The 13,267-nt window shown below is 41.0% G+C and carries 11 protein-coding genes and 3 tRNA genes; 10 read left to right on the top strand and 4 right to left on the bottom strand.

The features are described 5' to 3' along the window. Position 1: 1 nt before the first annotated feature. Entirely contained in the window at positions 2-1,852 is a 1,851-nt protein-coding gene (locus C7E02_RS03350; protein ID WP_105308788.1) for an ATP-dependent helicase, read from the top strand. On the opposite strand, the gene C7E02_RS03345 is transcribed toward C7E02_RS03350, so the two are convergent. Then, positions 1,835-2,131 (bottom strand): DUF1292 domain-containing protein, encoded by a 297-nt coding sequence (locus C7E02_RS03345; protein ID WP_005331225.1) that lies wholly within the window; start codon positions 2,129-2,131, stop codon positions 1,835-1,837. The genes C7E02_RS03350 and C7E02_RS03345 overlap by 18 nt on opposite strands. 181 nt (positions 2,132-2,312) lie before the next feature. Here C7E02_RS03345 and C7E02_RS03340 point away from each other — a divergent pair, with 181 nt between their 5' ends. Genes C7E02_RS03340 through C7E02_RS03320 form a run of 5 tightly spaced genes read left to right on the top strand, consistent with a single transcriptional unit; the run spans position 2,313 to position 7,606 of the window. Continuing rightward, complete coding sequence (locus C7E02_RS03340) at positions 2,313-3,323, top strand: sugar ABC transporter substrate-binding protein (protein ID WP_005336820.1); 1,011 nt, start codon at positions 2,313-2,315, stop codon at positions 3,321-3,323. 18 nt (positions 3,324-3,341) lie between these two features. After that, entirely contained in the window at positions 3,342-5,057 is a 1,716-nt protein-coding gene (locus C7E02_RS03335) for an alpha-amylase family glycosyl hydrolase (protein ID WP_105308787.1), read from the top strand. Next, positions 5,054-5,596 (top strand): DUF5662 family protein, encoded by a 543-nt coding sequence (locus C7E02_RS03330; RefSeq protein ID WP_005331219.1) that lies wholly within the window; start codon positions 5,054-5,056, stop codon positions 5,594-5,596. The genes C7E02_RS03335 and C7E02_RS03330 overlap by 4 nt, the downstream gene beginning before the upstream one ends. 32 nt (positions 5,597-5,628) lie before the next feature. Continuing rightward, positions 5,629-7,155, top strand: coding sequence for a Y-family DNA polymerase (locus tag C7E02_RS03325; protein ID WP_029730350.1), 1,527 nt, complete (start codon positions 5,629-5,631; stop codon positions 7,153-7,155). 34 nt (positions 7,156-7,189) lie between these two features. Further along, positions 7,190-7,606 (top strand): hypothetical protein, encoded by a 417-nt coding sequence (locus C7E02_RS03320; RefSeq protein ID WP_242978727.1) that lies wholly within the window; start codon positions 7,190-7,192, stop codon positions 7,604-7,606. Positions 7,607-7,704: 98 nt separating this feature from the next. Here the strand turns inward: C7E02_RS03320 and C7E02_RS03315 are convergent. The 3 genes from C7E02_RS03315 to C7E02_RS03305 all read right to left on the bottom strand — a co-directional run bounded on the left by C7E02_RS03315 (position 7,705) and on the right by C7E02_RS03305 (position 8,061). Further along, positions 7,705-7,789: transfer RNA gene (locus C7E02_RS03315), tRNA-Leu, on the bottom strand. A gap of 53 nt (positions 7,790-7,842) precedes the next feature. Next, positions 7,843-7,927 (bottom strand) — tRNA-Leu (locus C7E02_RS03310). 49 nt (positions 7,928-7,976) lie between these two features. Further along, positions 7,977-8,061 (bottom strand) — tRNA-Leu (locus tag C7E02_RS03305). Positions 8,062-8,287: 226 nt separating this feature from the next. On the opposite strand from C7E02_RS03305, the gene C7E02_RS03300 reads away from it, so the two are divergent. The 4 genes from C7E02_RS03300 to dnaG all read left to right on the top strand — a co-directional run bounded on the left by C7E02_RS03300 (position 8,288) and on the right by dnaG (position 13,242). Continuing rightward, on the top strand, positions 8,288-8,755 hold the full coding sequence (locus C7E02_RS03300) for a MarR family winged helix-turn-helix transcriptional regulator (protein ID WP_005336812.1): 468 nt from the start codon (positions 8,288-8,290) through the stop codon (positions 8,753-8,755). A 155-nt stretch (positions 8,756-8,910) separates the two neighbouring features. Beyond that, positions 8,911-10,242 (top strand): MATE family efflux transporter, encoded by a 1,332-nt coding sequence (locus tag C7E02_RS03295; protein ID WP_005336810.1) that lies wholly within the window; start codon positions 8,911-8,913, stop codon positions 10,240-10,242. Positions 10,243-10,368: 126 nt separating this feature from the next. Continuing rightward, on the top strand, positions 10,369-11,373 hold the full coding sequence (locus tag C7E02_RS03290; protein WP_105308785.1) for a deoxyguanosinetriphosphate triphosphohydrolase: 1,005 nt from the start codon (positions 10,369-10,371) through the stop codon (positions 11,371-11,373). A 93-nt stretch (positions 11,374-11,466) separates the two neighbouring features. Next, positions 11,467-13,242 (top strand): DNA primase, encoded by a 1,776-nt coding sequence (gene dnaG, locus C7E02_RS03285; protein ID WP_005336807.1) that lies wholly within the window; start codon positions 11,467-11,469, stop codon positions 13,240-13,242. Positions 13,243-13,267 lie beyond the last annotated feature (25 nt).

The raw sequence follows: 13,267 nt of genomic DNA, 5'->3' as shown, positions 1-13,267 counted from the left end.
TATGAGTCTTAATAAAGCCCAAAAAGAGGCAGTTTCTCATAAGGAAGGACCGTGTCTGGTTCTTGCTGGTCCCGGTTCGGGAAAAACTCTTACGATTGCAAAAAGAATTGAATATCTGATTAAAGTATATAAGGTAAGACCAGAAGAAATTCTGGTCATTACCTTTACGAAATATGCGGCAGGAGAAATGCGGGATCGTTTTCAATATGTCATGGAAGGGAGAAAGCTTCCCGTCACATTTGGAACATTTCATGGCATTTTTTACGGAATTTTGAAATGGGCGTATAAATTGGATCGGAGTAATATTCTGTCCGAAGAAGAAAAAAATCAACTTTTAAAGGAAATATTAAAACAAATGGACTGGGAACAGACCGAAAAATCCCAGGAAGCAGATTTTCTTCAGGAGCTATCGGAAGAGATTGGAAATGTAGGAAATAATGCAGTCGATATTGAGTTTTATGAATCCAGAAGATTTCCGAAAGATAAATTCCGGGAGCTTTACCGGATTTATGAGACAGAAAAGAAAAAATACCGAAAACTTGATTTTGAAGACATGTTGATCTGGTGCCGAAAATTATTCCTTGAAAGACCGGATCTTCTTGCAAAGTGGCAGGAAAAATATCACTATGTGCTGGTAGATGAGTTCCAGGATATTAATCAGGTGCAGTATGATGTCATCCGTATGCTGGCAGCGCCGGAGAATAATCTGTTCATTGTTGGGGATGATGACCAGTCTATCTATGGATTCCGCGGTGCAAAACCAGGAATCATGAAAGATTTTATGCAGGATTATCCGGAGGCAAAGCGTATTTTGCTGGATATTAATTATCGTTCTAACGCACATATTGTGAAAGGTGCGCTTCGTGTGATCGGGCATAATAAAGATCGGTATGAGAAGAAAATCCAGCCATTTCGGGAAGCGCAGGAGACTGTGCATGTGCAGGAGACACTGGATCCGCTTGATGAAAGTAAATATATTTTAAAAGAGATTCAAAAGTATATGAAAAAAGGAGTCGATCTTAAGAAGATGGCTGTATTGTACCGGACAGGCGAAGATGCACGGGTGCTGGCGGAGACATTTACCCAGTATCAGATTCCATTTTCCATGAAGGAGAGGATTCATCATCTGTATGAACATTTTGTGTGTACGGATATGAACTGCTATTTCCGGCTGGCAGTTGGAACTTACGACCGGGGAGATTTCCTGGAGATCGCTAATCGGCCGAAGCGTTACTTGAGCCGTGGCTGTATGGAAGAAACACCGGTTACTTATGAATCGTTGAGACGTTTCTACTGTGATAAAGAGTGGATGCAGGATCGAATTGATCAGTTAGAGTGGGATATGAAGATGATTCGCACAAAGACGCCTTATGCTGCAATTCAATATATTCGTAAGAGTATCGGGTATGATGAATTTCTAAAGGAATATGCTCTTGGACATCAGATGGAGTATTCAGAATTAAAAGAAATCATGGATGAACTTCAGGAGCGGACGAAGGAATTTCAGACTCTGCCAGAGTGGCTTGCGCATGTAGAAGAATATAAGCATACCTTGCAAATGCAGCGGCAACAGCGAGGCAATGGCAATGGCACCGGTGACGGAGTAACGTGTTTGACGATGCATGGAGCAAAGGGTCTGGAATATGAAGTTGTTTTTGTGATTGAAAGTAATGAAGGAGTGACACCATATAAAAAAGCGGGGACACCAGAAGAATTAGAAGAAGAGCGAAGACTTTTTTATGTGGCTATGACACGGGCGAAGAAAAAGCTTTTTATCACTTATGTAAAAGAAAAAAACGGGAAGAGCAAAACCCCGTCCCGTTTTATTGATGAATTACTCGTCACTGTCTAAAAACTCCTGCTCATCCAGCCATTCATCGAAGCAGTCTGATGCGGCATTCAATTCATCTTCATCATCGATGTATTCGATTTCCGGTTCATCACCGTCATCGTGATAGCGGTACAGATAGACGTCATCAGAAGCAGGCTCACCGTTCTCATCCATTGGGAAGAGAGCAATGTAATCCTGTCCGTCCATCTCAAAAATGGTGATAACGCCGCACTCCAGGTCTTGGTCTTCCAGATTCAGAATAACGGCGTTATATTCTTCCTCATGACAATGTTCACACATATGAATTCTCCTTTTTGTTAAAATTGTATATATCTAATGTAACAAAGGAGCATGTAAAAGGCAAGTGATAGTAGCCAAATTCATAAAAATGTTGTAAAATAGTTACAGTTCACAGGCTTTGGTGAATTGTAATGAATAATCAAAGTATAGCATTATGCTACACAAGGAGGATAAAATAGAGATGAAAAAGAAACGAGCATTGCGGATATTATCATTGATACTGCTGTGTGCTCTTACATTTACTGCATGTAAAAAGAATGTAGGAACACCGGAAGATAATGCTGCTTCTAAAGATGAAAATACAGAAGAAAAGGATAAGGACGAACAGGAAAGCTGGAAAATAGGATTTTCTGGGATTGATATGGAGAATCCATATTTTCTCACACTGGAAAGTGCAATCAAAGAAGAATTGGATGGGAAGAATTGTGAATTGATCGTAAAGGATCCGAAGACTGACCCAGATATGCAGGCTTCGCAGATCCAGGAGATGATTGACGAAGGAATCAATGCAATTATTTTAAGTCCGGTGGACTGGGAGAAGATCACCCCTTCTCTGGAAGCTTTAAAAGAAGCTGATGTGAAGATTGTCAATGTAGATACTCAGGTAAAAGAGATGGACTATGTGGATGCATATATTGGATCTGATAATTATAATGCCGGTGTATTGTGTGGCGAAGATCTGATCAAGAGATGTCCGGATGGAGGTAAAGTAGCAATTTTGGAATGCCCGACACAAAATTCTGTGAATGAGAGAATCACAGGGTTCGAGGAGACCCTGGCAAAAGCGGAAAATGGTTTTGAAATTGTGGCTAGAGAGGATACAAGCGGAGAATTTCAAAAATCCCTGGAAGCAGCCCAGAAGATCTTAAGCGAGAATTCCGATATTGTAGCAATTATGTGTGGAAATGATCAGATGGCAGTCGGTGCCAAAACAGCTATGAATGTAGCAGAGCAGGGTCAGATCCTCATTTATGGAGTAGATGGTTCTCCGGATATTAAGAAGGAACTGAAAAAGACAGAGAATCAAATCGCAGGAACAGTGGCACAGTCTCCAATCAGTATGGGAAAAGATGCTGCAAATACAGTTCTTAACATTTTAAATGGAAAAGATTATGAAAAGGAAATCAAAGAAAATGTGTTCATGATCAATCAGGAGAATGTTGACATGTACGGAGTAGATGGCTGGCAGTAACAGCGGAAAGGACAGAGCATGAAGAAAGTTTCGGGCAGCCCATTGCCTTTGGGTGTGACATATAAAAATGGAAGGGCGAATTTTGCCATGGAGGTCCCGGAAGGGAAAACATGTAAGCTTCTGCTCTATCGGAAAGGAGAAGCCAGCTTGCTGGCTTCTTATGTTTTTTCTGACCGGATTGGTTCGGTGTGTTATATGGCGGTTGACGGACTTAAGGAAGAGGCATATGAGTATAATTATGACATAGATGGCGAGTGTATGACGGATTCTTATGCAAAGGCATTTTCCGGAAAGGAAATATGGCTTAAAAACATAGGAATATCGGAAAAAAGTAAAGAAAATGTGCGTGGTATATTTTACGAAGATTATTACGACTGGGAGGCAGATCAGTCGCCGCGGATACAGGAAGAAGAACTGATTGCCTATGCAATACATGTCCGTGGATTTACAAAAGATACTCATTCAAAAGTGAAGAACAAAGGAACATTTCAAGGTGTAATTGAAAAAATTCCTTATCTCAAAGATCTGGGAATTAACCAGATTCAGTGCATGCCCGTCTATGAGTTTGAAGAAGCAGGAGTGCGGGTAAATTATTGGGGGTATGGTCCGGGATATTATTTCGCACCGAAAAGTGCTTATGCCAAGGATGGTGATGGAGTAAAAGGATTAAAAGATCTTGTGAAGTATTGTCATAAGGCTGGTATTGAAGTTGTGCTTGAGATGCCATTTGCAGAAGGTATTTCCGGGCTGATGGTGACAGACTGTCTGAGAAATTATGTGATGGAATATCATGTGGATGGATTTATACTGAATCCATACAATGTACCGATGGATATCATTTTAAAAGATCCAATTCTTACGGGAGTCCGGATTTTAAAACACGCAGAAGAATATCAGAATGTGATGCGTCGTTTCTTAAAAGGTGACGAAGGGGTTGTAACGGATGTGATGTATCAGACAAGAAAACGATGGGATCTGGAAGGTATTTATAATTGTATTACAACTCACACTGGATTTACACTGAAAGATCTTGTGTCCTATGATGGCAAGCATAATGAGGCGAATGGAGAAAATAATCAGGATGGACCGGATTATAATTATAGCTGGAACTGTGGCGCAGAAGGGCTGACCAGAAAGAAAGCTGTGTTGGAGCTTCGGAAGAACCAGATGAGAAATGCATTGTTTTTGCTATTGCTCTCCCAGGGAGTTCCGTGTATTCTTGCCGGGGATGAATTTGCAAATTCCCAGAAAGGTAATAATAATGTTTATTGCCAGGATAATCCGATTGGCTGGTTAAACTGGAGGAATCTGTTAAAAGAACAGGAGATGTATCAGTTTGTGAAGCAGTTGATCAAATTTCGGAAGAAATATAGGCTGTTTCATCAGGAGAAAGAGCTGCTTGGAGTAGACCAAAGCGGTTGTGGAATGCCGGACGTATCCTATCACGGAGAGATGGCATGGAGAGCGCCAACTGAAGTGGCGAGCAGACAGATCGGCATATATTACAGTAGTCAGGATAAGGAAGAAGCAGATTGCTTTGTGGCTTATAATATGCACTGGCTGGAACACGAATTTGCGTTGCCGGCATTAAAGAAAGGCCGGAAATGGTACAGAGCAGCATCAACGAAAGAAGGCATTTTAAAAGATCTGGTTGTGTTGGAAAATCAGAGAAATATAGAATTGGATGAGCGAGAGATAGTTGTTCTTGTATCTGGGAAAGGAGAAACTGTATGAAGGCACTGCAACATTTGAAGACGATCAATCACCATAAATGGCTTGTCTGCCAAGGTTGTTTTAAAGTTGGATTATATAAACAGGGCCTTCTGCATGATCTGTCCAAGTATTCACCAACTGAATTTCTGGTGGGCTGCAAGTTCTATCAGGGAACAAGAAGCCCTAACAATGCAGAACGGGAAGTGAAAGGTTATTCTGCGGCATGGCTGCACCACAAAGGGCGCAACAGGCATCACTATGAATACTGGCTGGATTATAGTACTGATCTGAATGAAGGAATTATCGGTATGAAGATGCCGGTCAGATATGTGGTGGAAATGTTTATCGACCGTGTGGCAGCGTCGAAGAATTATATGAAAGAGAAGTATACGAATCAGGCACCTTTGGAATACTATGAAAAAGGTGCTGCAAGGCTTGGCAAGATGATTCATCCGGAGACAGCAGAGCTTCTGCATCAATTGCTTAAGATGCTGGCAGAAGAGGGAGAAGAGAAGACTTGTTCTTATATTAGAAAATATGTATTGAAGAATAAGAAGTAAAATGGATTGTATAAGATAAGGAGGTGTGACCGGTGGAAAAGAACCGAATCTATGCAGCAATTGACTTGAAATCTTTTTATGCGTCTGTGGAGTGTATAGAGCGTGGCTTAGATCCGCTGGGTACGCATTTGGTTGTGGCAGATGCAAGCCGTACAGAGAAAACAATTTGTCTTGCAGTGTCACCATCGCTCAAAACCTATGGGATTCCTGGAAGAGCCAGATTGTTTGAAGTTGTACAACGTATAAAAGAAGTGAATGATCAGAGATTAAGACAGATACCGGAACATTGTTTTTCCGGTTCTTCTTTTGATAAGAAAGAACTGGAAAAGAATTCGCATCTGGCTGTAGATTATGTTGTAGCAACCCCGAGAATGGCGCATTACATGGAATATAGTACACGGGTTTATCAGATTTATTTAAAATATCTGGCACCGGAAGATATCCATGTATATTCTATCGATGAGATTATGTGTGATGTAACGGATTATCTGAACACATATGGAATGACGGCGAAAGAACTGGTATCAAAAATAATCCGGGACATTTACGATACAATGGGAATGACTGCGACTGCAGGAATTGGAACGAACCTGTATCTTTGTAAAGTTGCCATGGACATTCTGGCAAAACATGTGGAACCAGATCACAATGGGGTCAGAATTGCAGAACTCAATGAGATTAGTTACAGACGTTTGCTTTGGACACATCAGCCAATTACGGATTTTTGGAGGGTCGGACAGGGATACGCAAAAAAACTTTTGTCTCATGGCATTTATAACATGGGAGATGTGGCGAGATGTTCCATTGGAAAAGAAACAGATTATTATAATGAAGAATTGCTGTATCGGCTGTTTGGGGTAAATGCAGAGCTTCTCATTGATCATGCATGGGGGTGGGAACCTTGTACGATTGCTCAGGTCAAAGCCTATAAATCAGAGAGTAACAGCATTGGTTCCGGACAGGTACTGCATTGCCCATATGATTTTCAAAAGACCAGACTGATCATTAAGGAAATGACAGACCTTCTGGCACTTGATCTGGTGGATAAGCATCTTGTGACAGATCAGCTTGTTCTGACAGTAGGTTATGATATTGGTAATCTGGAAAGTGGAAACAAAAAGAAACAGTATCAAGGGGAAATTACGGAGGACCGTTATGGAAGAAAAGTACCCAAGCATGCACATGGAACAGCAAATCTGAAAAACCGAACTTCCTCTTCAATAGAGATGATCGAGATGATTCTGGAATTGTATGACAAAATCGTGAATCCTGACCTTTTCATACGCCGTGTATATATTACGGCAAATCATGTTGTCGATGAATCGCTGGCGGAAGAGAAGGCTTCTTTTGAACAGTTAGATTTATTTACCGATTATAGTCACCAGGAAGAGGAACAGCAGAAACGCAAAGATAAGCTGGAACGGGAAAAGAAACTGCAGCATGCAGCACTGGATATCAAAAAGAAATTTGGAAAAAATGCTCTCCTCAAAGGTATGAATCTGGAAGAAGGTGCCACGGCTGTTGAGAGGAATAGTCAGATTGGCGGGCACAAAGCATAGAAACGTAGTAATGGCGAATAAATTGAGGTGGAAAATGACTGGATATGATAGGAAGAATACAAATTTAAATTATGAAGATATTATCAATCTGCCACATCCTGTTTCGAAAAGGCATAAACCTATGCCGGTGGAAGACCGGGCAGCACAGTTTGCGCCATTTGCAGCACTGACCGGACACCAGGCAGCAATCGAGGAGGCGGCAAGAGTTACAGATATGCGTATGGAATTGGATGAAGAGATGAAAGAACAATTGAATGTGAAGCTTCAAAAAATTGTGTCGGAGCCGGGGCAGAGAATCCAACTTGTATATTATGTTCCGGATGGAAGAAAAAGTGGTGGCAGTTATAAGACAAAAATAGGAATCGTGAAAAAAATCGATGAATATCAAAAAATTCTTGTGCTGGAAGATGGATGCAGGATACCACTTGAAGATATCAGCGAAATAGAATAAGTTAGAAGCAGACCAAAGCAATGATTTTGAAGTCTAGAGGCAGGAAACGCTGTGATTCTTAAGAAAAAAACTCAGGTACTTTTACCTGAGTTTTTTAATGCGGAAGATGGGACTTGAACCCACACAAGCGCAATGCTTACAAGATCCTTAGTCTTGCTCGTCTGCCAGTTCCGACACTTCCGCATTTATGAAAATCATTTATATGATTACAAACAATATAAAATTTGAAAAGTTAATGCGGAAGATGGGACTTGAACCCACACGACTGCAATAGTCACAAGATCCTTAGTCTTGCTCGTCTGCCAGTTCCGACACTTCCGCATTTTGAATCATTTTCACGATTGCAGGCAATATATTGTTGAAAAGTTAATGCGGAAGATGGGACTTGAACCCACACAAGCGCAATGCTTACAAGATCCTTAGTCTTGCTCGTCTGCCAGTTCCGACACTTCCGCATAAAAGGCTTTTCTCGATTGCCCGAAAATTATATTACTACACTTTCAGGGAAAAAGCAACAACAATTTTTGCTTTTTTTCATCTTTTTTGTTCTTTTGCGAATTGTTTTGATTTCGTTCTTTCCTTCTTTCAGTTGGATTGGCAATAGCGAGCAAAACACTTGACATGAGTACGAAATCGGACTATAATGTAATAAGTATGAAATCGGACTTAAGGAGGAAAACAATGGAGTCAAAACAGAAAACACTATACATGAGTCGTCAACTCATAGAGTTTAATCACATTTATAAAGAGTTTAATGATGTATACCGTGAGGCTGCGACAAAGGTAGGACTGTCATTAAGCGGATTTGATATTCTATATGCCATTTGTGAGATGGGGGATGGATGTTTGCAGCGCGATATCAGTCAGATGTGCTGTATTCCAAAGCAGACAGTGAATTCATCGATCCGTAAGCTGGAACAGGACAGATATCTGATACTGAAAAAAGGAAAAGGTCGTGATATGCATATTTATCTGACGGAACAGGGGCAGAAACTTATGGAAGAGAAGATTTATCCGGTAATAGAGGCAGAGAATCAGGCGTTTTCTGGTATGAGTAAGGAAGAATGCAAGAAGATGCTGGAACTTTACGAAAAATATAATATGGAATTAAAAGCGAATATCCAGAAGCTTCAAATATCTCAAGTATAGTTGAGGATTTTATGGAAGCAGAAGTTATTGCACTTCTGATATAGCATCCGGCAGGATTGCAGAGGTGCGCAGTAGAAGTATGTCATGCAATTGCATGACGCGCACCTCGCAGCAAGAATGCCGAGGCATTCTTGAAAAAGAGGAGTAGATTTTTTATGGAGATTCAATTATCAGATCATTTTACTTATAAAAAATTAATAAAATTTGTATTACCGTCTATTGTGATGATGATCTTTACATCGATCTACGGTGTTGTAGACGGTCTGTTTGTGTCGAATTTTGTCGGAAAGACTGCATTTGCAGCAATCAATTTAATTATGCCAATTCTGATGGGACTTTCAGCTCTTGGATTTATGATTGGTACCGGAGGCAGCGCGATTGTAGCAACAACTCTTGGAGAAGGGAAAAAAGAAAAGGCAAATGAATATTTTTCCATGTTAGTCTATGCTACGATCATTGGTGGCATAGCAGTCAGTCTTCTTGGAATGATTTTGATTCGTCCGATATCAGTGATGCTTGGCGCAGACGGTGAACTGCTTTCAGACTGTGTGTTGTACGGGCGCATCACATTTATTTCTTTTCCGGCTTTTATGCTGCAGAATATGTTTCAGAGCTTTTTTGTAGCAGCACAGAAACCAAAACTTGGGCTAAAAGTTATCATTGTGGCAGGTGTGACCAACATGGTTCTGGATTATTTGTTTGTGGGCCATCTTGGATTTGGAATTGCAGGGGCAGCAGTTGCGACAGTATGCGGAGAATTTATCGGCGGATTGTTCCCGATTTTTTATTTTGCACGAAAAAATTCAAGTTTTCTGAGACTTGGAAGACCAAGTTTTGACAGCAGAATTTTATTAAAGACATGCAGCAATGGTGCATCCGAGTTTATGACGAATTTGTCCAGTTCAGTGGTAAATTCTCTTTATAATCTGCAGCTTATGAAAGTGGCCGGTGAAAATGGAGTAGCGGCTTATGGATCTATTATGTATGCGAACTTTATATTTATTGCTGTTTTTATCGGATATTCTATTGGAAGTGCGCCAATCGTCAGCTATCATTATGGTGCCGGCAATCACAGTGAGCTGAAAAATATATTCAAAAAGAGCTTGAGTCTGATTGGAACATGGGGGATTGGACTTTTCGTGTTCTCTCAGGTGATTACAACACCGCTTGCAAAATTGTTTGTGGGATATGACGCAGAATTATTTGAGATGACAAGACACGGATTCAGGATATATTTTATCAGTTTTCTGATCAATGGATTCAATATTTATGGATCAGCATTCTTTACAGCATTGAACAATGGAATGATTTCGGCTGCGATTTCATTTCTTCGAACATTATTATTCCAGATGGCGGCAGTTCTGATACTGCCTGTATTCTTTGGAGTGAACGGAATCTGGAGTGCCGTTACAGTGGCAGAACTTTTTACACTTTTTATGACAGTTGCATTTTTTGGCAGACAGCGAAAGAAATATCATTATATGTAAAAATACATCAATCAGGGATAAGGATATTCTGTAAGAAAATATAATGTGAAAAACAGTACCAGCAGACGGAATTGTATTGTATAATGAAAGTATGATTATACAAGTGTGAAGAGGGAGCGTGATTCTATGACGATTCGGGAGCAGATGGAAGAAAGAGAATTGGAGTATTTAAGTCCTTATGCGACATTGAGTAAGAATTCAAAAGGCCGGAAGATTAAGGAAGAGGAATGTGATATTCGTCCGGTCTTTCAGCGTGATCGTGACCGAATCGTACACTGCAAGGCGTTCCGCAGACTGAAGCAGAAGACCCAGGTGTTTCTTCTTCCGAAAGGAGATCATTACCGTACAAGGCTGACACATACACTGGAGGTGTCACAAAATGCAAGAACAATTGCGAAAGCACTCCGGCTTAATGAGGAACTGGTAGAAGCAATTGCCCTGGGGCATGATCTGGGACATACACCTTTCGGGCATGCAGGGGAGCGTGCGCTCAATGAACTTTGCCCGGGAGGTTTCAAACACAATGAGCAGAGTGTGCGAGTGGTGGAATCTATAGAAAAGGAAGGACGGGGACTGAATCTTACATGGGAAGTCATTGACGGGATCAGGAATCACAAAACAAGCGGATGCCCGTCAACACTGGAAGGACAGATTGTGCGCCTGTCAGATAAGATCGCCTATATTAATCATGATATTGATGATGCAATCCGTGGCGGTATTTTAAGAGAAGAAGATATTCCGAAGAAATATACGGATGTTTTGGGAACTTCGGTGAAAGGACGCCTGAACACACTCGTACATAATGTTATTATCAACAGTGTGGATCGTCCGGTGATTCAGATGTCTGAGGAAGTTCATGAGGCTATGCAGGGTCTTCGTATATTTATGTTTGAAAATGTTTACCGTAACCCGGTTGCCAAGAAGGAAGAGGACAAAGCAATCCATATGATTACCAATCTATATGAATTCTATATAAAGAATCCGGAGTTTCTTCCGGAACAATCACAGAATATGTTAAAAAAGGGAGAAGAGCTGTCACAGGTCGTGTGCGATTATATCGCAGGAATGACGGATACTTATGCAGTGAAGAAATTTACGGAATTTTTTATCCCAGAATCTTGGAAAAATTAAAGGAAATATAAAGTTTGTGTCGAATATTAATAGTAGGGACGTTTCTTCTTCTGGATTTGAGGAAGAGATGATGAAAAATGAAAGGACGCAGATATGTATTATCCAGAGGAATTAGTGGAAGAAATCCGGTCAAAAAATGATATCGTAGATGTAATTTCCAGTTATGTGAGACTTCAGAAAAAAGGAAGCTCCTACTTTGGATTATGTCCATTTCATAATGAAAAATCCCCGTCATTTTCAGTCAGCAGACAGAAGCAGATGTATTATTGCTTTGGCTGTGGTGCCGGAGGAAATGTATTCACATTTTTGATGGAATATGAAAATTATTCTTTTGTAGAGGCACTGAAATATCTGGCGGATCGTGCAGGCGTAGAGCTTCCGGAACCGGAGTATTCTGGGGAGGCGAAAAAGCGCGCAGATACAAAAGCTATATTACTGGAAATTAATAAGGCAGCAGCACAGTACTTTTATGTACAGCTTCTAAGGCCGCAAGGGGGACATGCCCTTACATACTTAAAAGATCGAAAGCTAAGTGACGATACGATCAAAGCATTTGGTCTGGGATATTCGAACAAGTACAGTGATGATCTGTACAAGTATCTGAAATCAAAAGGCTACAAAGACGATATGATCTCACAGGCAGGTCTGATCAGTATTGATGAAAAATACGGAGTTCACGATAAGTTCTGGAACAGGGTCATGTTTCCGATTATGGATGTAAACAGCCGTGTTATTGGATTTGGCGGCCGTGTCATGGGTGATGCAAAGCCAAAATATCTGAACTCACCGGAGACGATCATTTTTGACAAAAGCCGGAACCTGTATGGACTGAATCGAGCAAGAAAGTCGAGAAAGCCTTATTTTCTGCTTTGTGAGGGCTATATGGATGTGATTTCCCTGCATCAGGCTGGATTTACCAATGCAGTAGCGTCACTTGGAACAGCCCTGACACCGGGACATGCAGCGCTTATCAAAAGGTATGTCAATGAAGTCTACCTGACGTATGACAGTGACGAGGCAGGAACGAAAGCAGCTCTGAGGGCAGGACCGATTCTGCGTGAAGTTGGGATTACGGCAAAAATCATTCGGATGGAACCGTATAAAGATCCAGATGAATTTATTAAAAATCTCGGTGCAGAAGCCTTTGAAGAACGGATCCAGAAGGCAAGGAATGGATTTATGTTCAGTCTTGAAATTCTGGAACGGGATTATGATATGACGTCGCCGGAAGGCAGAACGGACTTTATGAAGGAAGCTGCGAGAAAGCTTACAGAGTTTGATGAAGAGATAGAGCGCAATAACTACATTGATGCAGTTGCAGGGACTTATCATGTCGGCAGTGAAGATCTGAAAAAACTGGTCGGACGAATGGCAGTTCAGACCGGACTTGCAAAGCCGGTGGAAAGACCGAGATCTACAAGGAGTCAGAACCTGGATAAGGAAGATGGTACACGAAAGTCACAGAAGATTCTGCTGACATGGATGGCATCGGATGAGAATGTATTTGCACAGATTCAGAAGTATATTCATCCGGAAGATTTTCCGGAAGGGATATATCGGACTGTAGCTGAGCTTTTATATGCGCAGCACGAACAGGGAAAGCTCAATCCGGCGCAGATCATGAATCATTTTACAGATGAAGAGGAACATCGTGAGGTGGCAGCGCTTTTTAATACAAGAATCCGGGAAATTAAAACAGCACATGAACAGGAAAAGGCATTAAAAGAGACAATTATCCGGGTAAAGAAGAATAGTATTGAAGAACACTCAGCAAAGCTTGATCCGACCGATATACAGGGATTGCAGAAGCTGATGGAAGCAAAACGGGCGTTGCAGGACCTTGAAAAATTGCATATTTCTATTAATTAAGGATAAAATAAAAACATATAATGGA

Origin of the sequence: Dorea sp. Marseille-P4042 (assembly GCF_900290215.1) — a bacterium.
Lineage (GTDB): Bacteria > Bacillota > Clostridia > Lachnospirales > Lachnospiraceae > Dorea > Dorea formicigenerans.
The sequence above is the reverse complement of the archived record's forward strand: the minus strand, read 5'-3'. Positions and strand labels throughout refer to the sequence as shown.

Excerpts from the sequence above, each read along its gene's own strand:
- C7E02_RS03350 (WP_105308788.1), top strand. The coding sequence starts at position 2 with ATGAGTCTTAATAAAGCCCAAAAAGAGGCAGTTTCTCATAAGGAAGGA.
- C7E02_RS03295 (WP_005336810.1), top strand. The coding sequence starts at position 8,911 with ATGGAGATTCAATTATCAGATCATTTTACTTATAAAAAATTAATAAAA.
- C7E02_RS03300 (WP_005336812.1), top strand. The coding sequence starts at position 8,288 with ATGGAGTCAAAACAGAAAACACTATACATGAGTCGTCAACTCATAGAG.
- dnaG (WP_005336807.1), top strand. The coding sequence starts at position 11,467 with ATGTATTATCCAGAGGAATTAGTGGAAGAAATCCGGTCAAAAAATGAT.
- C7E02_RS03345 (WP_005331225.1), bottom strand. The coding sequence starts at position 2,131 with ATGTGTGAACATTGTCATGAGGAAGAATATAACGCCGTTATTCTGAAT.
- C7E02_RS03290 (WP_105308785.1), top strand. The coding sequence starts at position 10,369 with ATGACGATTCGGGAGCAGATGGAAGAAAGAGAATTGGAGTATTTAAGT.
- C7E02_RS03340 (WP_005336820.1), top strand. The coding sequence starts at position 2,313 with ATGAAAAAGAAACGAGCATTGCGGATATTATCATTGATACTGCTGTGT.
- C7E02_RS03330 (WP_005331219.1), top strand. The coding sequence starts at position 5,054 with ATGAAGGCACTGCAACATTTGAAGACGATCAATCACCATAAATGGCTT.
- C7E02_RS03320 (WP_242978727.1), top strand. The coding sequence starts at position 7,190 with ATGACTGGATATGATAGGAAGAATACAAATTTAAATTATGAAGATATT.
- C7E02_RS03335 (WP_105308787.1), top strand. The coding sequence starts at position 3,342 with ATGAAGAAAGTTTCGGGCAGCCCATTGCCTTTGGGTGTGACATATAAA.